The sequence below is a fragment of the Flammeovirga pacifica genome, assembly GCF_000807855.2.
In the GTDB taxonomy this organism is placed as follows: domain Bacteria; phylum Bacteroidota; class Bacteroidia; order Cytophagales; family Flammeovirgaceae; genus Flammeovirga; species Flammeovirga pacifica.
The window spans coordinates 1-26233 of record NZ_JRYR02000001.1 but is presented as its reverse complement, the minus strand read 5'-3'; the positions used below and the strand labels follow the sequence as shown (position 1 = coordinate 26233).

At 32.5% G+C, this 26233-nt stretch carries 23 protein-coding genes; 7 read left to right on the top strand and 16 right to left on the bottom strand.

Translation table 11 applies throughout. The annotated features are described in order from the left end of the window. Positions 1-46: 46 nt before the first annotated feature. The 10 genes from mmuM to NH26_RS00070 form a co-directional block, all read right to left on the bottom strand. Positions 47-949 (bottom strand): homocysteine S-methyltransferase, encoded by a 903-nt coding sequence (mmuM, locus tag NH26_RS00115; protein WP_044228696.1) that lies wholly within the window; start codon positions 947-949, stop codon positions 47-49. Positions 950-1000: 51 nt separating this feature from the next. Further along, a complete protein-coding gene (locus NH26_RS00110) occupies positions 1001-2968 on the bottom strand; it encodes a hypothetical protein (RefSeq protein WP_139262730.1) in 1968 nt (655 codons plus the stop codon). 4 nt (positions 2969-2972) lie between these two features. Beyond that, positions 2973-4835, bottom strand: coding sequence for a DUF3857 domain-containing transglutaminase family protein (locus tag NH26_RS00105; protein ID WP_052432290.1), 1863 nt, complete (start codon positions 4833-4835; stop codon positions 2973-2975). 132 nt (positions 4836-4967) lie between these two features. Continuing rightward, positions 4968-5552, bottom strand: a complete 585-nt coding sequence (locus NH26_RS00100) for a hypothetical protein (protein ID WP_044228701.1) — start codon at positions 5550-5552, stop codon at positions 4968-4970. A 2-nt stretch (positions 5553-5554) separates the two neighbouring features. Then, complete coding sequence (locus NH26_RS00095) at positions 5555-6535, bottom strand: Smr/MutS family protein (protein WP_044228704.1); 981 nt, start codon at positions 6533-6535, stop codon at positions 5555-5557. Between the two features lie 3 nt (positions 6536-6538). Next, positions 6539-7255 (bottom strand): lipocalin family protein, encoded by a 717-nt coding sequence (locus tag NH26_RS00090; protein WP_044228707.1) that lies wholly within the window; start codon positions 7253-7255, stop codon positions 6539-6541. Next, entirely contained in the window at positions 7255-7854 is a 600-nt protein-coding gene (locus NH26_RS00085) for a ribonuclease HII (RefSeq protein WP_044228711.1), read from the bottom strand. The genes NH26_RS00090 and NH26_RS00085 overlap by 1 nt, the downstream gene beginning before the upstream one ends. 55 nt (positions 7855-7909) lie before the next feature. Further along, positions 7910-9121: a peroxiredoxin family protein gene (locus NH26_RS00080; RefSeq protein WP_044228714.1), complete on the bottom strand. Its 1212-nt coding sequence runs from the start codon at positions 9119-9121 to the stop codon at positions 7910-7912. Between the two features lie 23 nt (positions 9122-9144). Beyond that, positions 9145-10164 (bottom strand): ABC transporter ATP-binding protein, encoded by a 1020-nt coding sequence (locus NH26_RS00075; protein WP_052432291.1) that lies wholly within the window; start codon positions 10162-10164, stop codon positions 9145-9147. 260 nt (positions 10165-10424) lie between these two features. Then, complete coding sequence (locus NH26_RS00070) at positions 10425-10973, bottom strand: hypothetical protein (RefSeq protein ID WP_044228717.1); 549 nt, start codon at positions 10971-10973, stop codon at positions 10425-10427. A gap of 221 nt (positions 10974-11194) precedes the next feature. Here NH26_RS00070 and NH26_RS00065 point away from each other — a divergent pair, with 221 nt between their 5' ends. Then, positions 11195-12163 carry a helix-turn-helix transcriptional regulator gene (locus NH26_RS00065; RefSeq protein ID WP_044228719.1) on the top strand — a complete coding sequence of 323 codons (969 nt, stop codon included), beginning with the start codon at positions 11195-11197 and terminating at the stop codon, positions 12161-12163. A 93-nt stretch (positions 12164-12256) separates the two neighbouring features. On the opposite strand, the gene NH26_RS00060 is transcribed toward NH26_RS00065, so the two are convergent. The 4 genes from NH26_RS00060 to NH26_RS00045 all read right to left on the bottom strand — a co-directional run bounded on the left by NH26_RS00060 (position 12257) and on the right by NH26_RS00045 (position 16855). Then, on the bottom strand, positions 12257-13618 hold the full coding sequence (locus NH26_RS00060; RefSeq protein ID WP_044228721.1) for a dipeptidase: 1362 nt from the start codon (positions 13616-13618) through the stop codon (positions 12257-12259). Positions 13619-13916: 298 nt separating this feature from the next. Beyond that, positions 13917-15479: a bacillithiol biosynthesis cysteine-adding enzyme BshC gene (gene bshC / locus NH26_RS00055; protein WP_044228724.1), complete on the bottom strand. Its 1563-nt coding sequence runs from the start codon at positions 15477-15479 to the stop codon at positions 13917-13919. Between the two features lie 108 nt (positions 15480-15587). Beyond that, on the bottom strand, positions 15588-16175 hold the full coding sequence (locus NH26_RS00050) for an aminoacyl-tRNA hydrolase (protein WP_052432292.1): 588 nt from the start codon (positions 16173-16175) through the stop codon (positions 15588-15590). A gap of 68 nt (positions 16176-16243) precedes the next feature. Then, a complete protein-coding gene (locus NH26_RS00045) occupies positions 16244-16855 on the bottom strand; it encodes a thioredoxin family protein (protein WP_044228726.1) in 612 nt (203 codons plus the stop codon). A gap of 155 nt (positions 16856-17010) precedes the next feature. Here NH26_RS00045 and NH26_RS00040 point away from each other — a divergent pair, with 155 nt between their 5' ends. Next, positions 17011-18168: an MFS transporter gene (locus NH26_RS00040; RefSeq protein ID WP_044228729.1), complete on the top strand. Its 1158-nt coding sequence runs from the start codon at positions 17011-17013 to the stop codon at positions 18166-18168. A 54-nt stretch (positions 18169-18222) separates the two neighbouring features. Here NH26_RS00040 and NH26_RS00035 read toward each other — a convergent pair whose 3' ends face one another. Next, a complete protein-coding gene (locus tag NH26_RS00035) occupies positions 18223-19473 on the bottom strand; it encodes a competence/damage-inducible protein A (protein WP_044228733.1) in 1251 nt (416 codons plus the stop codon). A gap of 45 nt (positions 19474-19518) precedes the next feature. On the opposite strand from NH26_RS00035, the gene NH26_RS00030 reads away from it, so the two are divergent. Further along, positions 19519-20709 carry an anhydro-N-acetylmuramic acid kinase gene (locus tag NH26_RS00030; RefSeq protein WP_084812008.1) on the top strand — a complete coding sequence of 397 codons (1191 nt, stop codon included), beginning with the start codon at positions 19519-19521 and terminating at the stop codon, positions 20707-20709. Between the two features lie 36 nt (positions 20710-20745). Continuing rightward, positions 20746-21303 carry a rhomboid family intramembrane serine protease gene (locus tag NH26_RS00025; RefSeq protein WP_044228736.1) on the top strand — a complete coding sequence of 186 codons (558 nt, stop codon included), beginning with the start codon at positions 20746-20748 and terminating at the stop codon, positions 21301-21303. Positions 21304-21320: 17 nt separating this feature from the next. On the opposite strand, the gene NH26_RS00020 is transcribed toward NH26_RS00025, so the two are convergent. Beyond that, positions 21321-23054, bottom strand: coding sequence for a SulP family inorganic anion transporter (locus NH26_RS00020; RefSeq protein ID WP_044228738.1), 1734 nt, complete (start codon positions 23052-23054; stop codon positions 21321-21323). A 342-nt stretch (positions 23055-23396) separates the two neighbouring features. Between NH26_RS00020 and NH26_RS00015 the strand changes: the two genes are divergently transcribed. The 3 genes from NH26_RS00015 (at position 23397) to NH26_RS00005 (ending at position 26148) form a co-directional block, all read left to right on the top strand. Further along, positions 23397-24140, top strand: a complete 744-nt coding sequence (locus NH26_RS00015) for a metallophosphoesterase family protein (RefSeq protein WP_044228741.1) — start codon at positions 23397-23399, stop codon at positions 24138-24140. A gap of 71 nt (positions 24141-24211) precedes the next feature. Then, the gene (locus NH26_RS00010) at positions 24212-25114 is read left to right on the top strand and encodes a diacylglycerol/lipid kinase family protein (RefSeq protein ID WP_044228744.1); all 903 of its coding nucleotides are present in this window, start codon (positions 24212-24214) and stop codon (positions 25112-25114) included. Positions 25115-25596: 482 nt separating this feature from the next. Continuing rightward, positions 25597-26148: a hypothetical protein gene (locus tag NH26_RS00005; RefSeq protein ID WP_139262727.1), complete on the top strand. Its 552-nt coding sequence runs from the start codon at positions 25597-25599 to the stop codon at positions 26146-26148. Positions 26149-26233: the final 85 nt, after the last annotated feature.

The following is a 26233-nucleotide window of genomic DNA, read 5'->3' as shown; positions in this document are numbered from 1 at the left end:
CATTATATAATATAACCAAGAATTATACTATTTATATTAGTTAAAATCAATTTCTTAGCTCATCATTCAGCTTTTTAATATGATCTTCTCCAATTTCACAACAACCTCCTATAATTTTCACTCCTAGTTTTTTCCATTTTTTCGCTAAATGAATAAACTCTTCTGGTTTGGATGTCCCTATCCAATTTTTTGTGTCGGCATCATATACCATACCTGCATTAGGATAAATGACAATATTATTATTGTAATCCGAATTTAAAATCTCACTAATTAAACTTTTGATATACTTAGGATGGGTACAATTAATACCAATTCCCAAAATATTTGTATTGGAGGAAATCAATTGAGCCACCTCTTTGATAGAAGTACCATCACTTAATTCTTTCCCATTTTTACAGACCACAGAAACCCAAGCTTTGTGGATTGTGTCATGTAAAATTTCATTCAAAACTTCTACTTCTTCCAATGATGGAATCGTCTCAACAGCAAATAAATCTATAGGTGTTTTATCTAATAACTTGATCCTCTTTTGATGAAATTCATACAAAATACTTTTATCAACAGAATATTGGCCTGTATATTCGCTCCCATCTGCTAAATACGCGGCATACGGTCCAATACTTCCTGCTATATAAACTTCTTTTGAACTTCCTTTTTGATATTCTTTTTTGGCTTTTAAAGCTAAATTTGTGGTTTTGATAATGAGTTCTTCAGCTTCATTTAAAGTATAACCTTTTGAAGTAAATCCGTCGATACTTGCTTGATAACTACTTGTGATAATAATATCAGCTCCTGCATTTAAATAATTTAAATGTGCTTTGACAATAAGATCTGAATTTTTATCAATAAGTTGAGCGGTCCATAATTCATCATTGATGTTTCCTCCTAATCTCTTTATGGCATTCGATAGGCCTCCATCAAGGATATATAATTCGTTGTTGAGTTTCATAATAAAATGAAAAGGTTATCTCTTTAAGATAAGAGATAACCTTTTAAATTTCTATTGTTCAACACTCTTTTTTAATACTACAGGAGTGGTGATACATTCTAGATATTTATCGTAGACCTTTTTGATCATGAAATAATCTTCAGGTGCAAACATTGCTTTTTTAATATTGAACTTAAACTCAACAGATACTTTATCATTTTCTAATTTAGTATCAATGATAACATCTAAGGAATAATTTTTTAATGAATATGATTTTGGACCTTCTACAAATTCATATCCTTCTGGTATTACAATCGTAGATTTTCCGTAATTAGTAACTGCATTGACAAAATCGATCGGATATGTTCTTATATGTTGGGTGAAGGGGTTTTCATCATCATATATTTTTAAGAAAGGAAGAATGACTACATGTTCCTGAAACGTTTCTATTTCAGTTGCTCCAGAAGCAGCAATTCGATAGTTTCTTATGTAAGAATCATAATTTTGTGACTTAAATTTATCCAGTGACTTAAACCCTCTATCGATCAATTTCTTCTTGATTAAGTCATTATTGTTTTCAAACTTCAATTTTTCTTTGTACGCTTCAAGCTTATTGGTATTGTTTACGTAGCTGACGTTAGCTACTTTATTTTCTACATCAATAGCATTTATCATTACAATTGTACTATTTAATGAAGTAGATTTATTCCCCACTTTTACCCATCCAGTAGTTTCGGCTCCAATAACTAAACCATCTCCATTATTACATCGAATAGGCAATACAAAGTTATCTAATAAAGGTTCTGAAGCATCTACTAATTCTTTTCTCCCATCAATATTGATAAGAAGAATTACATAATTAATTCTATCTTGAAAGGGGTATTTTTTATTAATTTTGCCATTACCTCTTGTAGATAAAATAACTGGTTCAACTTCCACACCTATAGCATTTAATAACCCACCTAAAAAGAAATTGATTTCAGCTATATTGCCTTCTTTGTCTTCATAAACTTTTTTAGGTGAAGCATCAGCTAAGATTGACCCTATCTTATTAAAGTTCAATTCATCTTTTACAAATCGTATCATCTTTTCGACTTGCTCTTGTTTCGTTCCTTCAATTAATTCTGGATGCTCTTCAAATACTTTTTTTGCAAAAGAAGTAGACTTCTTAATGTACTTTCCAAATCGGGCATCCTTTCTTAATTCATCAATATATTTTTCATAGGTGTTTAATACTTTCACAATTGAGCCCGTTGAAGATTGATATTCACTCAGCTGAAATTGTAATTGCTGGATGTAATCACTTCTACTCGAAATAAATTTTTCATCTTTAAATCCTATTGTGTTTTCCATGACGAATTCATACTTTATCACATCGTAATTTTTGCCATGATAAGGGAACTTACCATTCAGTATTTTTTGTTTTGTAGAACTGAATTTGCTGATCCCTTGAGTGGTATAAATATAACTATAGATCGGAATCATTGAAATAGTATACTGACTAAATTTAGTAGGTATTCTATCTTGAAACCTCCATTCAGGTAATTGAAAAATATAAGGTGATTCAATTTTGTAGGTATATTCTATGACTGTTCCTTTTTTTACTTTAGGCAAAGTAAATTTATTGATGTAATGTTTTTCAGTCAGTTTTTCTTCTAAAAGGTCTTTCTTTCCAATTTTCTCTGTTACAATCGCTGAGTTTTCAATATTGTAAGAACAGGCCTCAAAAGAATATATAGCTTCAGGGCCATTGCTACCATGATAAAGAGGTACCTCAACTTCTGCTTGTTCCATACCTTTATCTGATCCAATTAGAATTCTTTTCGTTTTGGTAAAGATAACTACATATCCTTTTCTTTCATTGTAAGAAAATTTCACTTCCCCTTTATCAAACAGCACATAGGCATCGTCATTATTAGGTATAGTAATATTAAAGTCTAATAGGTTTACTTTACCATATTCCATGGTAATATCTTGACAGTAACTATTGATTGATCCAAAAAATATCAATAGAAAAAATAAATTAAATAGTGTTTTCATTTCTTTAAATTGTTCGCTTTAGTATAATATTAGAGTCTTTCATGATTCTTTCAATATCTTTAATAAAATCATAAAAATCTTGGTATTCTTCCTTAGGGTAAGTGGCACTTGGTAATAAATAAGTCTGATGCATTTTCACCAAATGTTTGTCTTTTAAATTTTCATAAGTGATCGCAAAACTACCGTACTTAGACCTTATAATCTTCTCTGGTGATAATTCAACATACCTATCGCTCAAAGAGCCTAAATCATAACTTACTGTTATTTGTTGATGAGTGGGATGATGAATAACGATATCATTAATTCGCTCATCTACTCCTTCTAATTTTGTATCAAAAAAACTCGTGGGTGAAATCACAAATAAAGTCCCCACCTTTCTTATTATCTTATTTGAAGATCCTTTAATATGAACTTTAATCTCATCACTCTTATTGTTCTCTTCAAATTCTATGGTTTCTACATTGATATTGTAGGTTAAGCCTACGTTTTTAAAATAGTTGATTTTATCTTCCTCTTTGGTCAGGTTTTTTACATGGAGAATATTACTAAAATGGGCTCCTCTAACAGTCCACTGAATGTCAATTTTTGCCGATAAATCCTCATTAAAAGTATATTGTAAATCTAATTCTTCTTTGGCTGTTTGTGTAGTATACTTGGGTAAAGTTATTAGTCTAGAATTACCTTTTTCTATCCATAACGCTTCTCTACCATAAGTAAAGTCTCCTAGATAATTATAGGGTAAATACTTAGAGGTGTTTTCTAAAAATAGGGTATCATTCTCTAAGGGCACACCAAGAATAACGTGATTAAATTGTTGACTAGGAAAATCATGTATAATCTTTTTAACCTTTTTACCAGCTTTTACATCTACTGCATAAGATGGGATTCCTACTTCTTTTAATAAGGCTTTCATATAGTTTGTGAGTGCTTTACAATCGCCGTATTTATTTTCACAAACATAAGAAGCAGGATAAGGCACAAGTCCTCCAATATCTACAGAAACATTTATGTATCTAGTGTTTTCTTGAAGATAATTATAGAGCACCTTTACTTTTTCTTCTTTAGTAGAAATATGATCTGTTAAAGCATGGACTTTTTCTTTTTCTGAAGTCGTCAATTCATCCATTCCTTCAGACAAACTATATACCCAATCACCATAAGAATTCCATGTTGACAGATCACCTATTTCACCATACTTAAAGCTCTTTGGAGTAATTAAGACCATAGGTAAAAGGTCTTGGATATGTGCAGAGAAACGTTCTTCTCTTATTTTTACACTTAACATAGGATCAAGTTCCCATGATAAAATCACATGTTCATCCGTTTTTTTTTCATGTTTGATAAATCCGCCTTTTTGTTCATAGACTTTGTATTCATAGTCTTTAGGGAGTACAACTTCTAATGTTGCCGATTCGGTGTTTATATTTTTATAAATGAAAGGTATCCAATGAGTGATACTTATAAAATTATCTACTGAAGTTGTGTAAGAATAATGAATAGAATAAGGGAAGGAGCTCCATTTTAAGGTAAAATATTTGATATTTGCATCACTATAAAAAGTAGCATTTTCGGTTAACGATTTGGTGTTAATATCTTTTCCTTTCAGTTTTTTGACAAGTTGCCCTTGGGCATCCAAAATATAGGCACGATTAATCCTCATTGAAGAATTATAGGGTATTTCTATCTCCCCAAGGTCTACAGCTCTCTTATCATTAATTTGAAGTGCTACATCTACTGTCTTTTTTAATTTCCCATTTTCAAAAGCTATCTGAGTATCATAGCTAATCACTTTCGCTTGTTGAGAAAAGAGGAAAAAGGGAAAAAAAAGAAATAAAGCAGTAACGAATAGTTTGTATTTTGATAGCATATAAGTTGTGAGAGTTTGCTAATTCACTTATTGTGATTGACTAAAATATAAAGATCATAAAAAAAGTCACTTAATAAAAGTGACTTTCCGATTTATACTTAATTATGTATTATTGTTCTATTTAAAAGGAACTTATTTTTTGATTACTCCCCAAAGGAATAATGGAAGACCTATAAAAGCTAAAATTGCACAGACTATATTTAAAACTTTAGAACCTTCTTCTAAAAGGTTTAAATAATCTTTTAAATCACCTGCATAAGCATATTTTACATATACCTTATCATTTTGTTTTTCGCCCACAGCAATTATCCTTCCTCCTTGTCTTAAACCCAACCATTGAATGGGTGCGTTAGAACTTGTCTTCTCTTCTAATAAGATATGAGCAACATCTTCACCTCTCCAAGGTACCTGATCAAAAACAAGTAGTTCGATTCCTTTTGGTGTTTTTACCTTAAGGTCTTGAACTTTTTTCTCTACAGATTTAAATCCATTGTGTTTCCCCGCTCCTGTGAATTCTTCCTTAGAAGCGATTACTAAAAAACTTTCAATCAAAAAGTTTGATGAGTCTACAACACCTTCGACAATATGTAAATTGTCTTGGTTTAGAATTGCTTTTTCTAAAGCATCTGCTTCATTATTAACTTTAGGAGCACTTACCCCATAAATTAAAATTGCGGCGCCTAAAAGTACAAGTCCAATGGCAATTCTTACGTTCATTCTTATTTTAGTTTAGCATAAGTGGCACCATATCCAAATTTCTCTTTACGAGCATCTTCGTAGTATTCTACATCAGCATGTTTGGATAATCTTTTTTGTATCTCGGTTTTTAATTTACCACTACCTATACCATGAATAAAAGTAATATGATCCATTCCATTCACTATAGCCGCATCCAATTCTTTCTCAAAATGAAGGATTTGCATGCTTAATGTTGTATTTCCCATATTAGGATCTAACCCTAAAGCTTCTGCATGTAAATCTATTTCAGAATTAGGTTTTTGAACTACTTTTTCTACTGCTGTTTGATGCGATTTACTTTCAAGAATACCATCTTTTAATTTATCTGCATCCACAGCCTCTAAAGCTTTCACATCCAATTGGAATACATAACCATCGGCACTCATTCCTGGAACTTCTTTTTTGTTATTGAAGAAAGTAGACGCTTTAAATCTTAATTTCTTTACAAGGGGTTCGTGGTTTACACTAGGTCCCGCATAAAAAAACAAAGATTGGAATACATAAGCGGGCCATTCTTCGAAGTTTTGTAAGGTTACCTGATCTACTTTTAGCTGTGTTCTAGAGTTTAAAACTGCTGTATGAACACCTTTATATTCACCTTTTCTTTCTGTTCCTAAAACAAAAGGAATGGTTAAATCTGAGTTATTACAAATGTACACATCAAGAATTTGATCATTTTGATGTACAAATGCGATGAATAAACCTCTTTCTGAAATCAGTGGTAGAGCGGCTTTTGGTCTTGAATGCTGCTTCTTTTTAAGAGAAGGTATCACTACTCTTTCTTCTTCTTCTACACTACCAAATTCATCCGTTTCTACTTGAGATACAATGGCTAGATCACCTTCCATAAAATCCATACGGAAACCGTCTACTTCTACCTCAACAATATTATTTTTTTTAAAACCTACCACAATACCATCCATGTTATCGTGTAAGCTTCTTACTTTATCTCCTATATTCATCTTCTAAGACTTTAGCTTATAATAAATCAAATTAGGCCCCAGTTGAGCCAACATTTCTGTAGATGATACAGATATAATATATAATCCGTATCGAACTACTTCTTCCTCATCTTGTATCAAGATATAAGAACCATTTCCTACAGGAGAGAAGTTGCCTTCAAAACTCTCATTTGCTCCTCCTGGACAGGTGGTTTCTAAGTTATCGTATTGAAAAGTTCCATTTCTGTAGAAAACCCACTCATCATCTTTACTACAATCAGGTATTTCTATTTCATTTCCAGAACCACTTTCGACCATTTTAGTAATTACCCATTTTTTCCCATTGGGGGAAGTTAAATGAGTAATATAAGAATCCCATATAATTACAGTTACTGAATTTCTGTATCCAATTTCTGTTGTTATTACTTTTACCTCTGTATTGACTAAAAAATTATTTTTCTCAATGCCTTCCTCTTCATTTAATAAGGAAGCAGAAATGTAATAAGACCCACTATCTAATTTCAAGAAAAAGGCTAAACCATTTCCATCGGTAGTTTCTTCTGATGCAACAGGGTTCTTTTGATCGACAAAATCTTCATGAGTAGCATAAAGATTTACTTTACCATTGGCTACCTCTTTGCCTTGTTCATCTCTTACCTGTACGTACAAATCCCCAAAAGGCTTAGGGTTTTCACAAGCCCATAATAAAGTGAATAGTAGTATATAGAGGTACCTTTTCATTAAAATTGAATTGTTTTTTGTTCTGGTAAAAGCTTGAAAGAGTTTCTATGCCATGGAGTAGTGCCATGAGCTGCTATTGCTGCCCTATGTTGTTTTGTAGGGTAACCTGCATTTTTCTCCCAACCATATTGAGGAAACTCTTCAGATAATTGAGTCATCAATAAATCTCTATGTGTTTTTGCTAATATCGAGGCGGCAGCAATACTTAAAAATTTACCATCGCCTTTAACAATACACTCATGTTCTATACCATTGTAAGGTCGAAATCTATTGCCATCAATCAATAATAATTCTGGTTTTTCTTTTAAACCGTCTACACATCGATGCATTGCAGTAAATGAAGCCTGTAGAATATTGATTTTATCAATTTCTTCTGCTTGAACTTCTATTACTTTATAATCAATAGCTTCTTTGAGAATCATTTCTCTTAAAGCCATTCTTTTTTTATGCGTTAACTTTTTAGAATCATCCAAATCTGGATGCGAAAAGTCTTTAGGTAAAATTACAGCTGCAGCTACAACAGGTCCTGCCAAACAACCTCTCCCTGCCTCATCTAAACCTGCTTCTACTTTATCTTTAGAAAAACTTGATGCTAACATAATTGCAATTTATAAAATACCTGATTAACCTATCAACTATAACTTTGAATAAGCTTTAACTTTTCTTTTCAGCAAGTAATAATTGTATAAGCTGAGTGAACTCTGCCACATACTTTTCGTAATATTCTCCTGTACTTGGGCCTGTAAACCCAGTATGAATTTGTCTAACTTCTCTATTTTTATCAATTACTATTGATGTAGGAAAAGACATCACCTTGTTTAACATAGGTAAAGCTTCAGCCGTTTGTTGAGGAGTGCCTGCATACAAAATCTCATAATTTAGGTTGAGCTTATTTTTCATCCTTGTGATTCTTTTGAATGCTTTTTCTGCTTCTTCTGATCTTTCAAAAGAGAGACCTATAATTTCTAAGCCGTCTTTATTGTAAGTATCATATAAAGGAGCAAAAAACTTACTTTCATCCAAACAATTCGGGCACCATGAACCCATGATCTGTAGAATTACTACTTTATCATCATAACGTTCATCTCCTAAAGAAACTACTTTCCCTTCTGCATTTTCAAAAGCAAAAGATATATGAGAATACTCTTCTTTTAAGTAAGTTAGCTTTGTTGGATCAGGCATTTTAGCCCTATCATCTTTAATGCCTTGAAAAGTCTTATAAGCACTTTTACCAGACCACATCTTACCATTTTCTAATTGATTTCCATTTAACTCAACTTCAAATAATAAAATATGAACACCATCGAAAGAAGATAATTTCATTTTGTTACCTTCCACGATGCCTTCAAGAAAACGATAATCTCCTGTAGCCGTCATGAAAGTACCAGTAACGTATTCACTATTTTGAGCAAACAACCCTATCGCTTCTGTTTCTCCTAATTTCACTGCATACTTCCCAGTAAAATCAACTTCAGGAGCTTTAGTGCTTGTAAACCTTTTAGCTTTTCCTTTCTCAGCATTAAAAGCTAAAGAATACGCCTCTTTTCTTAAAAACCTTCCTGAAAGATGTTCATCAGTTTCTTTTACGATAATTTCTGCTTCGTAAATTAATAAAGGAACGTGTAAAGAATCACCTTCGTAATACACGTCATTTAATTGCATTCGCTCTTCACCATTAATCACAGTCCAAACCTGACTTTCACCTTCCCCTTCTACTTGTAAGTAAAAAGGAATATCTTTTTGGTGATCATTGGTAATTGCCGCTCTCCATTTAGTCTTTGAGATATTTTCTTTTTTATTATTTTGAGAGGAACAACCTATGATAAATAGTAAGAAAAAAAATAAAGTTGTTTTTAAGAAGTTCATAATATGTCGTAAGAAGTCTATTTTTATTTTGTTTGTAGTTTCCACCAATCAACATGATCAAGTAGAATAATATTACGTTTTTCTCCTACTTTGATGGTAAAAAAGCTATCATGATGAATCCAAACACTAAATCCTTGTTCAAACTCCCATTGCCCATAACTTGCATTACCAAAGTAGTCGATATGTTTTAATGTAGCTGTTTTATCAGAATGATCTGCTTCTACAACACCCAACCATTCTGGTCTTGCCATATATTCCCCTTCTTCTTTATTGACACCTACAGCTTTTAACTCCTCAGAAGTTAACACGTTACAGTGTGGAAAGAAATGTGCTGCGTAGGCATTAAGAGGTTGTTTATAAATCTCTTCGGGAGAGGCGGTCTGTAAAATTGTACCCTGTGACATCACACCAATTCTATCAGACATAGATAAGGCATCATGTGTATCATGAGTTACAAATACCACAGAAATATTGGCTTCGATGGCAATGTTTTTTACCATTCTTCTAAGATCAGATCTCATAGCCATGTCTAGATGAGAAAAAGGCTCGTCTAATAATAAAACAGGTGGTTCATCTGCAATGGCTCTTGCAATGGCCACTCTTTGTTTTTGTCCGCCGGATAATTCTTTTGGTCTCGTATCTTTATAATCTTCTAATTCACAGATTCTCAAAAGTTCTTTGAGACGATAATCCTGATATTTTTTACTTGACCTTCTAATTGGGTATTTGATATTATCAGCAACCGTCTGATGATTAAAAAGATTATAATCTTGCTCTACTAATGCAATTTTATCGTGTCCTGCCAATAAACGTTCGTGAGGACCTAAGATTCTCTCACCATATATGTAGGCACTACCATCATCAGGTCGTAATTGTCCAGATAAAAGTTTTAAGGAAGTCGTTTTGCCACAACCACTTTTTCCGATCAATGCGAACACTTCACCTTCTTTTACATCAAATGATAAATGGTTAACAGCTAATTTTCCTTCTTCATAAGATTTTACAAAGTTCTCGACCCTTAAAATCGTTTTTCTTTTTGACATAAATAATTTTTCGTTTTTCTGAAGGCAAAAATAATCGTTTTATCTTATTCTATTCATTATCGTTACATTTTTTTAAAGTATAGAAGGAGTTATCTCTAATTAATAGTGATGTTTCAATTAATATGGGTCAATATTAGTATTAAAACACACAAAAGGGTGATAAGTTTACTTACCACCCTATTTACACCCAAACCAATAGTCTGCTTAAAAAGTATAAACTCTGAATCAATAAATGTTAGTTTGTTGCACGTTTTACATAGTTAGTAAATTAGTTTTTGAGAAACTTCTTCTGTGAAGTCTCCAGTTTTAGAAACTAATTCTTCTAAGTTTTCACTCACTTTTTTTAGGTTATTTTTAGAAGTTTCATTCATTTCATCCCATCTAAGTTCTCCGCTTTTAAAAATGCGATCTAATCGGTCTTGCAAATTTTCTAAATCATGTGTTGCTTTTTGCGACAAGGCTAATTTATTTTCTTCATCTAATATTTTATTGTTATTGATAGATTGTATTGCCTGTTCTTTTAACAAATCAATCATCACCTCATTGGCGTCATGAGTAAAATTCAATACCGTCTTATTCATAGAAGTAAATTTATCCACTAGAGCATTGCTCTCCGTTTCAACTTTTGATAATTCTTCTAGGGCACTAATCTCATTTTGCAATATTGAATCATTAATTTTTAAAGAAGCTTCAGATTGAATTTCTCTTTTCTTTACCTCAATATTTTGGATTAATTCATCATATTGTTTTTGATAAAACAATACATTTGACTGTATTTTTCTGGTGGTTTTTATAATGTTGTTGATCATCGTATCTTTTGTTATTTTGATACATCAAATGTCTTACATCTCTGCGATCTTTTTTATTTGATAGTGATTTTCAATTCTCTCATTCTGACATCTTCACATTAAATACTGTTAAACTCAATCAGTCTATTCATACATCAATAGCGAATGATTAACTTTACAACACCATAAACCTCTATTTTCAATCTAAGATTCTTTCGTTTACTACATATTTAAATGACATTATGAAAGAATATATTATCAAGTCAAGTCAGGCTAAAGAGGTCATAAATGATATTGCATCTGCACATGGATATCAAGTGAAAGACGGGATGATTGAGTCTAAGATTCCAGGAGAAAGGTTTTCTATAAAAACTCATACCATTAGTGATGGAATAGAAATTATTAATACCGAAGGACATATCAATGAAACCGTTAAATTCTATAGGCAAAAATCTAAAGAGGACTGTTTTGATATTTCCTACTTTCTTAATCCATTTCAGCTCACAGATCCCAAAGAAAGTTATCATTTTAGTGTTCAGAATAAAAAATATTGGTCTAACCTAAAAGAGGATGAGATTTTTTATTTTAGTGAAAACACCCCTTTTTCTTTATTTTCCATAAAACTTAGTAGATCGTTTATTGAGAAGTACAATCAAAATAAAAACACCTCGATTGATAGTATGATCAACTCCTCTGCTCCTTTTATTATTTATGAAAACATCTCTAAGTCTACCTATCAATTAATTAAAGAGGCCAAATCTTGTGATTTTAATTTTGAAATTGATCAGCTAAAACTCAGTTATCTTACTTATCAAATCCTCTATAATTTTGCGAATAAAATTTCGAATAGATTTAGTTTAGATAACCTTCCTAAAAGGTTTCCTGATATTGATATTGAAAAAGTCTTCAAAATTAAAAATCATATTGAAGACAATTATATGGAGGTTATTACGGTCGAAAAGCTGTCTGATTTAACCGATTGTAGTTATAGTAAGCTGAGGAAACTTTTTAAGGATGTGACAGGTATTAGTATTTTACAATACATCAATAATTACAAACTAGCTAAAGCACACCAATGGATAAAGGAGGGAACACATAATGTATCAGATTGTACTTATGCTTTAGGATTTAGTAGTATTACTCATTTTGGGAAGTTATACAAAGATAAATATGGTTGTACACCTAGCAGTATGATCAAAAAAATAAAATAGGCTGCCTCATAATTATATCAGACAACCTATTTTTATATGTAAAGACGTCTTATTTGATAGTTTAAAATATCATTAATAAGACCTTCTATTCAATTATTTGATAGCAGCGTAATGCTTATAGAATAATTCAATGGTTTCTATACCCTTCAAGAAATTATCTACCCCAAACTTTTCGTTAGGAGAATGGATAGCATCAGAATCTAAACCAAAGCCCATCATAATTGAATCCAACCCTAGTTCTTCTTTAAACAAAGCAACAATAGGAATTGAACCTCCACTTCTTACAGGAATAGGTTCTTTACCATCAAACGCTTCTGCATAAGCATTTGATGCCGCTTTAAATTCTGTAGAATTTGTAGGAATAACAACTGGAGTACCTCCATGATGAGTTGTTACTTTTACCAGAATACCGTCTGGAACGATAGATTCAATATGCTTCGTAAATATCTCTGAAATTTCTTCCCAAGATTGATGAGGCACCAAACGCATAGATATCTTGGCATAAGCTTTTGAAGGAATCACTGTTTTTGCTCCTTCTCCAGTATAGCCACCCCACATTCCATTTACATCTAATGTAGGTCGAATAGATGTTCTTTCGTTAGTAGAATATCCTTTCTCTCCGAATTCCTTTTCGATAGCTAACGCTTTTTTGTAATCGTCTAAACTGAAAGGCGCTTTAGCCATTTTAGCTCTATCTTCGTCAGAAAGAATTTCAACTTTATCATAGAAACCTGGAATAGTAATATGACCGTCAGCATCTTTTAATGATGCTACTACTTCTGCCATTGCATTTAATGGATTTTGTACCGCACCACCATACATACCTGAGTGAAGATCCCTATTTGGACCTGTCAACTCTATTTCCATATAGCTAAGACCTCTTAAACCAACAGTAATTGAAGGTGTATCGATACTGATCATTCCTGTATCAGAAATAAGAATTACATCTGCATCAAGGTTCGCTTTTCTTTCATTTATAAACTGACCAAGGTTCACAGAACCAATTTCTTCCTCCCCTTCGATCATAAATTTGACATTACACGCTAATGTATTGTTCTTCATCATCGACTCAAAAGCCTTTACGTGCATGTACATCTGACCTTTGTCATCAGAAGCTCCTCTAGCGTAAATTTTATTGTCTTTTAAAGTGGGTTCGAAAGGAGGTGTATCCCATAAATCGATCGGATCAGCTGGTTGAACATCATAATGTCCATAGACCAAAACTGTAGGTAATTTAGGGTCAATAATTTTTTCGCCATAAACGACAGGGTTACCTGCTGTTTGGCAAACCTCGACCTTATCAGCACCTGCTTCATTTAACTGATGTGCAATAAATGCAGCTGCTTTATTAATATCTGGTTGATAGGTAACATCTGTACTTACAGATGGAATTCTAAGCAAATCAAAAAGTTCTGCTAAGAATCTGTCTTTATGTTCTTTGATATAGGGAGTCATAAATAAATATTATCGTAATAATTTACTGCAAATTTAAGGCATTGTTCTGAATATTACATCTTATAGTAGAGAAGAAAATCCAAAAGCTTTACCATCAGTCTTAAATTGATGATTTCTATGGTATTATGATCACTAAAAATATGAATAATAGATAGGAAAGTGAGATGTATATTCTACAAAATAAAAATGTTAGGGGCATTACTTTATATCATCATCTGATAACTACCCTTAAAAAACAGAAACGGACAGGAATACTTTACCGTTTCCTGTCCGTTTCTATTATTCATTATTTTTTGACCTAGCACTCTTTACATAAGATATTTAAATGAAAAGAGAGTGGGTTTAAACAATTGACGGAGTCTTGTATCATTTCTTGATGAAAACCCCAGAATTCCATAATATTTTTCACTCTTTCTTGAGGTGCATTATTGGGTAAAATGAAAGACCTCACTTTTAAGATTCTTTCGCTTTCATCTCTTAGTTTTCTTTTACCCTCTTTTATCAATTTTGCTTGAGTGTGTTCTACTCTTTTCAAAACCCTCTTTTGTTCTGCAATAATGTGTTTCTCCAAATTAGGCGTAACTTCTACTCCTTTCTTAAGAATATCATCATAAAGTGTATTGATTTGATTCAACTGAGAAGTTATATCAGTATCTACTTGTTGGTTAGATGACAATACTTTCTCTTCAATTTCTCTTTCACTCTTTAGGATATCTTCTAATTCCCAATTTGTTTTTTGCCATTTCACCGTACACTTATCATCCATCAATAAACAAAAACCTCTTGGTAGTACCATTGGGAAGTTCACTTGATAATGATCGAATACACCTTTAAGTTGTAACCAATAAATAACCTCTGCAGGACCTCCTAAATAAGCTAAATTAGGCAATAATACCTCTTGTAATACAGGTCTTAAAACCACATTAGGGCTAAATTTTTCTGGAGATTTATCAATCAGTTCATTTATTTCTGCTTCAGACCATTGTTCGTCTCCATCAACTGTTCTGATAACATCACCTACTTTTTCTAAACGGAGACGTTTGTTGTCTTCCATATAGAATAGGTTAATGTCTCGAGCATGTATTTGAGGTTTGTATCCACCATCTAAAATTACCTGATTGGCTTTCTCTACTTCTTTTACAGCAGGCTGCTGAAAAATCTCCTCTTTAATGATGGATGTAAATTCTCTTTTCAGACGAATATCATCTGCATCAAAACAAACCAAACCATACTCTTTAAAGAGAGTATTCACATAAGATCTTGTCGCATCTGTCAGGTTATCAAATTCAGAATAAGCATGTTTAAATGCTTCTGGCATATCTTTAATCTGATCAATTATTTTATCTATGCCTTCTAGTGATAAACGACCTACTGGACCTCCTATTTCAGGATGTTCCCAAGTATACTTTTTATCCCCTAAATTAAATGAGGCTATTTCTTCAAAATCATGATCTTCTGAAGCCATCCAATACACGGGAATAAAATTACTCTCTGGGTATTTCTGCTTCAATTGATGACAAAGATTAATGGTTGCTGCTATTTTATAAATAAAAAATAGTGGACCCGTAAATATGTTTAACTGATGTCCAGTAACAATTGTATATGTATTCACATCTCCTAATTGAAGGATTTGAGGAATTGGAGCATTAGGAATATTTATATACTGTTCACTAACCACATCCACTAAAAGTTCTCGTTGTACTTTAGGGAATGATTGTCGACTTTCAATGATTGCATCAAATGAGTCGATGGAAGGTGTATGTTTGTATAGTGTTTTAAGTTGGTCTTGTCCGGATAAATAATCTAAAAACATTTTTCCGTAGAGCCCAGCTTTCTCAAATGGGATAGTATATTGATTCATACTTCTTAATAGTACTTATGGAAACACGAAGTTAATGAATGATCTCTAAAATAAAAGGAGAAAAAATAAATATTTGTTCAAACAACAAATACAATTACAAAATTCGTATCATCCCCACTTTTCATATACAAAATAGGGAGCTTTGGCTTTTATTTTGACCATACCATTTTCTTTCACTTGAAAGTGATCTTCTTTTTCAATCAGATTCTCAATCGAGGAGGCACTTAACACTCTAATTACCTGGCCTTCCCTCATCCATTTTTCAAAAGTATCTTTTTTTGAAATCATTGCTTTAAAATGATCATCAAACAATACAACAGTATCTAAATTATGTTCATTTAAAGCTCGTGCTTGTTCAGAAGCAGGATATTGTTTCTTGATGACATTGACTGCATTGTGTTTTTCTTCCACTAACCACTCCAACCCCGCTTCTACCTCTCCTTTCTCGATATTCTTTACTTTATAGGGATGTTGATTGCGCATCAATTCATGAATTTCCTCTTGAGAATCATCTGTCACCATCACCCAGTCAACTTTAATATCCAAAGTAATTAATTGTTCGGCTGTTCTTTGATTAGCAATGACGATAGGACTCCACTCTAATAAAGATGTTATAATTGGTAAGTTATGCTGATCGAGATGTAACACTAACAATGCAGGTTCTTGGTCATCTCTAACAATATGATGTGAAGACAAAATGGATGTATTAAAAATGAATAATTGTATAGCAAAACACCTACTCAATTTTGAATAGGTGCTTCTATTTATTTTATATTAGTGATGATCTCTTCGAGATCTTTCATAATTCCTTTTCCTTTATTCTTATTGTACCACTGCTGTACTTTAATACTGAATTGCTGTTTATTATCGTTGGCTTCCTTTTTAATTTCAGGAATAAGATTAGTCAATTCTATAGGTCTTGGCCCCCATACTCCTAACACTTCGTAGGTCTTCTGACAAACAACAACTAGTTTAGGAATTGATCTTGATCCATTGGTTAAGAACTGTTCCATCAAATCAACATTGTTGTCTCGGAGGACAAATCTAAGGTCAATTTTTTCTGAAACTTGAGCTGCCTCAGCAATAATAGGAATACTCTGCGCAGCATCTCCACACCAACCTTCAGTAATTACTAACCAGTATACACTTCTGTTCAATCCTCTCGCAGCCGTTCTCAAATCATCCCTTAGTCGATTAGTTTTATCGATCCTTTGCATTCTTGAGACATTCAATCTAGTATAATCTACTAGCTGAGAATCTTCATAATTAATGATTGTAGGATCACTAGCTAATAGGGCATCAAGAGCCTCTCTGTATGCTTCATAAGTAAAAGCATGTTCGATATATTCAGGTGCTACTTTTTGGATTTCAGACATATATTTTGAATTAATAATTAAGTATAGCTCGGTATTTCACTCAATTCAAATAATTGATACAACAATCTAATAAATGATCATGTGATTACAATATAAACCACGAAAAAATTTCTCAACAATTTTTCTTTTCTTTGTGATTCATAAAAACTACAACAATGGACAAACAAGCAATTAGCCAACTAAAAAAGAATCCGATGTACATTTTCCTATTGGTATTATCCATAGCAACTGCTTTGGGTTTTCAGGGTTGGCGTACATTATTTAATAATTTTGCTGTTGATCAAATTGGATTAAATGGATTTGATATTGGGGCAATTCAATCTTTTAGAGAGGTCCCCGGCTTCCTTGTAGTGACTGCTTTACTCTTCTTAATGTTTATTCGAGAAGATAAGTTCGCTTCTATTTCAATTATTGTGATGGGAGTTGGTATTGGTATAACAGGTATGTTTCCTTCGTTTTGGGGATTAATGTATACTACTCTGATTATGTCTATAGGTTTTCATTATTTCGAAACTTCCAATCAATCACTTACTCTTCAAAATTTCAGTAAGTTAGAAAGTCCGCATGTTATGGCACGGTTAAAGTCAATTATGGCATTTACTAATATTGCTATTGGAGGACTTATTTACGGTCTTACTTTCCTTACAGATTTTAATTCCATCTATATCATGATTGGTGTTGCTGTTGTTGGAGCGGGTATTTGGGCACTTTTTCAAAACCCTATCCATAAAGATGCCATCCCTCAACATAAGAAAATGATATTTAGAGGGAAGTACTGGTTATTTTATGTACTTAATTTATTGAGTGGTGCACGAAGACAAGTATTTGTTGTTTTTGCTGTTCTTCTTTTGGTGGAAAAATATGATTTCACCATTCAAGAAATAACTATCCTATTTGTTCTGAATAATATAGTTTCTATGTATTTCAACCCTATCATTGCACGATTATTAAATCGTTTCGGGGAACGTAAGATGCTTAGTTTCGAATATGTCAGTTTAATAGTAGTCTTCTTATGCTATGCCACTATAGAAAATAGATGGGTTGTCGCTGGACTTTATGTTATTGACCACATTTTCTTTAGTTTCTCTATTGGAATCAAAACGTATTTCCAGAAAACGGCAGATCCAAAAGATATTGCTCCATCAATGGCTGTTGGTTTTACCATTAACCATGTGGTAGCTGTTTTTCTTCCTTTATTAGGCGGATATATTTGGCTGCAAGATTGGACTCTACCTTTCTATGGCGGAGCATTTTTATGTGTGCTATCCTTACTGTTTACTCAGTTTATGAAAGTGAAGCCGGCTACACATTAAAAAAAAACAGGTTGTCTAATAATTAAATCAGACAACCTGTAATTTTATATTTAGTTAATTATTAACCTCATCATACAACCATTGCAGAATATTATTCGATGTAGCAGTAATATTTACCTCCCTTTGTTTCGTAAGCTGAAGTAATTTTGCTTTCGTTTCTGTTGGTGTTGATATCCCAATCCAAACTGTACCTACAGGTTTTTCCTCAGTACCGCCTCCTGGTCCTGCAATTCCAGTAGTGGCTATACCATAATCAGCACCATATTTAGCTTTAACATTAGCAGCCATTTCCAAAGCTGTTTGTTCGCTGACGGCACCATACTTTTTAAGAGTTTCTTCTTTCACTCCTAATTGAGACATTTTCACTTCATTACTATATGATACTATGCCTCCATTATAGAAAGTAGAACAACCCGACATTTTAGTAATTCTTTGTGCTACAAATCCTCCAGTACATGATTCTGCGGTAGCCAAACTCAAGCCTTTTTCAATCATTTTTTCCATAATCATGTACTCTATTTCTACATCTTCTTCCGCGTATAACTTCTCTCCAATTAGTGGTTTTAGTTTTTCAACTTGTTCTGCAATAGAAGTTTCTAAAATTGATTTATCCTCTCCTACTGCTGTCAAACGTAATCGTACTTGTCCAAACCTTGGTAAATAAGCTAATTTGATAAATTCAGGAAGGTTATTTTCCCAATCTTCTATTGTTTGTGCTAGTAAAGACTCCGGAATCCCCATGGTCCTTAGCATTTTATGCACAATGTGAGGAGTATCAAACTTAGCTTGTAATTGAGGTAATACATGGTTACTCATCAAGAACTTCATTTCTCTCGGAACACCCGGCATAGAAACAAAAATAGTATCGTCTTCTTCAAACCACATTCCAGGTGCAGTTCCCACATCATTCATCAGAACTTTTCCATTAGAGGGTACATCAGCTTGCATTCTATTTAAATCCGTCATCTTACGATTTCTGTTTTTAAACAGCTCTGCCAAATTAGCTAAGACTTCTTCTCTAAAAGTCATACCTACATTAAAATACTCTGCAATCGTAGTTTTCGTAATATCATCTTTAGTGGGCCCTAAACCTCCTGTTATTAAGACCACATCGGCTCGACTACTTGCTTCTTTTAGTATACCTAAAATTTCTTCTTTCGTATCGCCTATTGAAGTCTTACGAAGTACCTTTAAGCCTATTTTATTAAGTTCAGTTCCCATCCACTGAGAATTGGTATCTGTTATCTGACCGTATAGAATTTCGTCGCCAATTGTAACTATTTCGACTAATGTAGGTTTATTCATTGATATTTTGTTTCAAATTAAATTTAGAGTTACGAAATTAACAGCATGAGCAAAAAGAATAAATTCCGTTTTATTGGCATTATGTCTGGAACCAGCTTGGATGGCGTGGATCTTTGTTATGCCGAATTTTGGAAAGATAGCAAAAGACAATGGCAATATTATATGCCTTATGTAGAAAGCTATCCTTATTCTGAGGAGTGGAGAAATCGTCTCAACACCGCAGAACATCTTTCTGCTTTTGAATATATACAATTAGATCGTGACCTTGGTAAGAAACTAGGAGAATTAGCAAAATGTTTTATCGAGAAACATCAACTCAAAGTGGATTATGTTTGTAGTCATGGTCATACCATTTTCCATCAAACAAAATTAGGCATCACTTCTCAAATAGGTGCAGGACCTGAAATTGCTGTGGCTTGTGGACACAATGTCATTAATGATTTTCGTGTGGGTGATGTAGCTCTTGGTGGTCAAGGTGCTCCATTAGTTCCTATCGGCGATCAATTATTATTTAGCCAGTTTCATTACAGGTTGAATTTAGGTGGAATCGGAAATATTTCTTACGAAGTTGATAATGAAACCATCGCTTTTGATACTAGCCCTGCCAATATGCCTCTCAACATTTACATGAGGACATTGGGTAAAGAATATGATGATCAAGGTGCTTTTGCTAGAAGAGGATTGGTTAGAAAAGAAATCTTTGATGCATTGAATCACCTTCCTTTCTACCAAACTTTTGAAAAAAAATCCTTAGGTAAAGAATGGGTGGAAACACATTATCTTCCTTTGCTAAATAAGATTGATAAAATTGAAGATCGATTAGCAACTAGTATTGAACACACCGCTTATCAGATTAAAAGAATTATTGATCAGGCGGAAGTGCACTCAAAAATACGTTTTGGAAAACCTAAATTATTGATCACAGGTGGAGGAGCCTTTAATGATTATATGATTGAAAGAATTAGAACGTATTGTTCCAATATTGAAGTTGTTCTTCCGAATGAAAAAATAATCAACCATAAAGAAGCTTTACTTTTTGCCTTTTTGGGTAACTTGAGATTACACAAAGAAATCAATTGCTTGAAAAGTGTTACAGGAGCAAAATCCAATAGTGTTGGTGGGATTATTCACTATTTATTCCCAAATTCAAAAGAGATTGATCAAAATCAGAACGATATTAATGAAGAGGAAGACACCCCACCTGATTTCAATAAAATAATTGGATGTGGAGGTTAAACACTATATTAGTATTAAATTATTGAGAAAAAACTTATGCGCATACAATATAACGCCCCAGTTACTTTATCATTTACCTTTATCTGTGCTGCATTCATGGTACTGAAAAACGTTGGTATTGACCTCACAGGTTTTTTCAGTGTTGCTCCATTCAGTTCTATGGGATTAACCAATCCTTTGAGTTATTTTAGATTATTTAGCCATGTTATTGGTCATGGTGGATGGGATCATTACTTAGGGAATTTCACCTATATTTTATTATTAGGTCCTATTTTAGAAGAAAAATACGGGAGTAAACAACTTCTCACTATGATGCTACTAACCGCATTTATTACAGGATTAATTAATGCAATTTTCTTAAACAGTGGTTTATTTGGTGCAAGTGGTATTGTATTTATGCTGATATTATTAAGCTCTGTAGTGAACGTTCAAAAAGGATCTATTCCTTTAACCTTCATTTTAGTGGTTGTGGTTTTTCTAGGAAAAGAAATTTTTGATGCATTTGGCAACGATAATATCTCTCAGATGGCACATTTAATGGGAGGTATCTGTGGTGCAATCTTTGGATTTGGAAGTGATAAGTTAAAAGGATAAACCTTTATCTCAATCAATTAAAAGCTACTTCCTCCTAAAACGTCTAAGTTTTGATTAGCTATACTTACTTTTTTATCGGAGAACTCCTTATTGTTTTGAATGTATGCAATCACATCATTTAAATACAAGAATAGTTGCTCACCTCCTAAAAGTTGTACTAACTCTACTTTATAAAGTAAATCTCTTACAGGACCTACTACAGAACAGAAATACACTTGAATTCCTGTTTTCTTAAGATGATGAATAAAATAATTCAATTCATTTAAAGCGGTAATATCAATAGAGTTAATGCTTTCTGATTTTATGACTAATGAATTGATCTCTGATCGACTATCAATTTCATTTTGGATTTCATCTATTACAAATCGAATGTTACTAAAATAAAGAGGTGCATCAATTCTTATTATTATAATGTGATCTTGCTCTTTGGCATCATCAAATCTTAAAATATTTCTATACACTCTAGTATCTCCAATTTTACCTAAAACAGCTAAATGAGGTTTCAGTGTCTGGTATAAAAAGACAAACATAGAAGCCGAGACCCCTGCAATCAACCCAATAATAACGCCGAATTCTAATGTCATTAAAAAGGTAAAAATACCCACAAAAAATTCTCTTTTTCTCAGGTGATACAAGTCTTTAAAGTACTTAAAGCTAAATAATGAAGGGGTTGCTGCAATAATAATTGCCGCTAAAATACTTTTAGGTAAGTAATAAAATATTGGTGTAAAAAAGAGTAATACAACTGCTATCATTAAAGATGATACCAAATTAGACATCCTAGTTTTTGCTCCTGCTTCTTTATTAATGGCCGACCTAGAAAAACTACTACTTGCTTGGTATCCTCCAAAAAATACACCTACAACATTGGCTATGCCTAATGCTACAAACTCTTTATTTATATTCAAGGATTTATTATCCTCTTCTACACTTTTTATAATACTATTGGATACTGTAAAACCAATGATAGAAACCACTAATGCAATGGGCAATACTTTTAATAGATCAACTTCCTGAAAGTTTAATGCATTTAGTTGAGGCAACCCTTTAGGTATATCTCCGATTACCTGAATTCCCATTTCTTCAAAACCAAAGTGAATACTAATAAGAATTCCTAATGATACTAAGAATGGTGTAGTCAGTTTATTGAATTTAAACTTTTTAGCGACAATAATAACCGCTAATGTACTTAATCCTAATATTGTTGTAGGAAGATGAAGCCCAGGTAACTTTTGAAAATATTGAAATAATTCTTGATGAAAAAAGGAAGCATCATTGATTTTAATACCTATCAACCCTCCCATCTGACTAAAGGCAATAAGTATTGCAGCTGCAGAAGTAAAACCTTTTAATAGTGGTTGAGAGAAAAAGTTAGCTATAAAACCAAACTTTAATAACCCTGCGATTATCTGAAATAATCCTGCAAGAAAAACGACAACCAATACATTAGCTACGTATTGTTCTGTGGTTAGAGCCAATCCCAAAGACGCAATACCTGAAGCCAAAAGCATAGAATCTAATGCTGCAGGTCCAATAACTAACTTATTGGTGGTTCCGAATAGGAAATATGCAATTGGAGCCACTAATGCCGCATATAAACCATACTCAACAGGTAATCCTGCAATTACAGCATAAGCCATACCCTGGGGAATGAGCAACACTCCTGTTGCAAATCCTGCAGAAAGATCTCCAGACCAATTTTTCTTCCGGTAATTCTTGATTAGACCAAAGGCTGTAATAGGATTTTCCATATCTTCAAAATTGTACTATTTAAATAATAACAAGTTATCAACATTTTTATCACTTATCAACATTGTTGTTCAATTATATTTACAAGTGTATAAAATACATCTCAGGAATTGTATTATTTCGAGTATTTTGTTAATGTTTTGGTTTAGTTACCAACATTCTAAAGATCAACAAAGTAGCAAAGTGTTAGTAACTCTAACTTATCAACAGCAAAAATATATAACTATTTCCACAAAAACACTTTAAACCACTGACTTTTAATAGAATATGTCAATTAATTAAGACATATTTTAATTAATTGACGCAAAATTATACCTTTGTCGAAATAATAAAAACGATCGGCATTGAAAAAGTTAAAACTCAAAACCGAAAAATATATACGCCGTTTTGCAATTGGTGATGTTCATGGCTGCTTAGATACCTTAAAATACTTATTAGAGGAACAACTAAGCATTACCCCTAATGACTTTGTGGTGCTCCTAGGTGATTATATACACAAAGGACCAAAAAGCTTTGAAGTAATAGAATACATTATTGATCTTCAAAAAGATGGGTACTCTATTTATACCATCCGTGGTAATCATGAACAAAATTTGATCAACAAACAAAAGAATTACCAACCAAGGTTTATGCGTTTTGTTACTCAAATTTTCAACCCTAGTATCAAAAGAAAACTCTTAAATGAAGATGGATATATTTATTGGTCTCATAAAGAGTTCTTAAATACACTTCCCTATCAAATAGTAATTGAAGATTTTCATTTTACACATGCAGGGTTTGACTTTGACCTTCCAAAACCTAAAAAAGGGTTTCAGGAAATGCTTACAGTAAGAAAACCTTTACCTGAAGAAGATGTGATCAACCATGTATTAAAAAAGAAACGTCTTGTACACGGTCATACTCCAACATATATTAGTGAAATTGAAAAAACTGTTGACGCAAAAGCAAAGGTCATCAATCTTGATTCGGGTTGTGCCTATGCTAAACGCCCAAGTCTCGAACATCGAATTGAATTAGGCTTTTTAAGCTGTTTAAATCTAAATACATTTGAGTTGATCAAAGTAAAAAACAGAGATCAACACCTATAGTTATAGATCACTAGTATTAATTTCCTATATTTATTGTCTCTAAAATTAATACAATCAACACCTCTTACTCCATGAAAATTTTATTTGTCGTTAATCCTATTTCTGGTGATATTGATAAAGAACCTTTTTTACAAGAAGCTAAACAATATTTAGATATCTATGGTATCCATCATGTTACTTTTTATACTTCTGGAGTAAATGACCTAGAAAATTTAAAAAAGGAAATATCATCTTACCAACCGGATAGAATAGCTTCTGTTGGTGGAGATGGAACTACATTATTTACCTCTACGGCTTTAATAGGTACAGATATTCCAATGGGTATTATCCCTCTTGGGTCTGCTAATGGTATGGCGGTTGAACTTTTTGTGGATTCTGACCCTATGGAAGCACTTAAAGAATTAATTATCTCCAATGTTATAACAGGTTTAGACCTTATTCAAGTCAATAAAGAACATTATTGTCTACACATTGGTGATATAGGAGTTAATGCTCAAATAGTAAAAGGCTATTCATCGGATAGTAAGCGAGGTATGACTACTTATATCAAATATTTCTTAGAGCAGCTTAGAATTACCAATATCATTGATTATACCATTGAAATAGACGGTGAAGAATACAATGAAAGTGGTATTATGCTTGCCATATGTAATGCTAGAAAATTTGGCACTGGTGTACCACTAAACAGTATTTCTAATCCCTTTGATGGTAAATTCGAATTGGTAGCTATTCCAGAAATGGATTTCGAAGACCTTATTCTTGTCGGATTATCAAAATTTGATGAAAGCTTTTTAGAAGAAGCTGATGGAAATGTATACAGTACTGACAAAGCTAAAATCAAGTTTGAATCACTTCAGTTATTACAATTGGATGGAGAAGTTATAGGAGATGTAACAGAAATTGATATTGAAATTATTGAAAGTGCGGTACAATATATCAGTACTAACAAGAATAAAATGATCAATAAAGAATAAAATTTTAGAACCATCACTGAATCATTTTGAATTTGATTGTAAAATGAATGACTACACTGATGTATAGGTCACTTTTCAAGCGAATTGAAGAAAACGGTACAATGAGTAAAAGTGATAAAAATCTAAACGTACATAGGTTGTTGTTTATTCAATGCATCAATGTAGGAAACATAGGATAGATATTTCATTGCATCCTTTCCTCTTTTAAATCAAAATATTTCACCGAAGAAAACAACTGATTTAAGAACGTAAAGGAGTAAAAAAAATAAGATAAAAACTTTCATAAAAACCCATCACAAATTCTTGATAAATAATGTCATACTAATTACCTTGTTCCTAACTTTCAATCTTCTAACAGCAAACTATTTTTTAAGAGGTTGGGAGTGTTTTTTACTATTGGATATGTGCCATATGGTGTATATTCTTAAAATTTAAGGGATAAACGCCATTGTGTTTATTCAATGTTAGCGAATATTACTAAAATGAAAACAAACTTTTTAATTATTCTAATTTTAATATCACTAGAGGTTCTATCTTGTGATTGTGAACCTTATAATATTCAAGTTCAGAGTATTTCAGCAATCGAAAATACAGAATTGATATTTATTGGTGAGGTTATAAGTCAAAATGAAGAAGATGGAGTTTATAAATTGAAAGTTCTTACTCAATATAAAGGCCCTACAAAAGAATATTTTAGTGGAACCGATATAATTTCTTATGAAGGTGATTTAAAAGGGAAATCATATTGTTCTTGGTGGCCTTATAAAGTTGGAGAAAAATACCTTATTTATGCCTCATTTAGTAATTCTCAATTAGGGACAATATTTATACATCAATGTTCCTTGACACGAAGTATTACTAACCCTCATTATCATTTTAGTTATGATTTTAATATTGATTTAGAGATGTACAAGATTGAAATGAATAATATTACTGAAGAAATGCTTGATGAAGAGAGAATTAATATTGCTCAAAGAGAATTAAAACAAGAGATTGAATATTTAGAAAAACTAAAAAACTCGCTAATCGAGTAGACCGCCCCGTCAGTAAAAACTGACAGGGAGAGCCTCTCACACCACCGTACGTACGGGTCTCGTATACGGCGGTTGGCTACTTTTC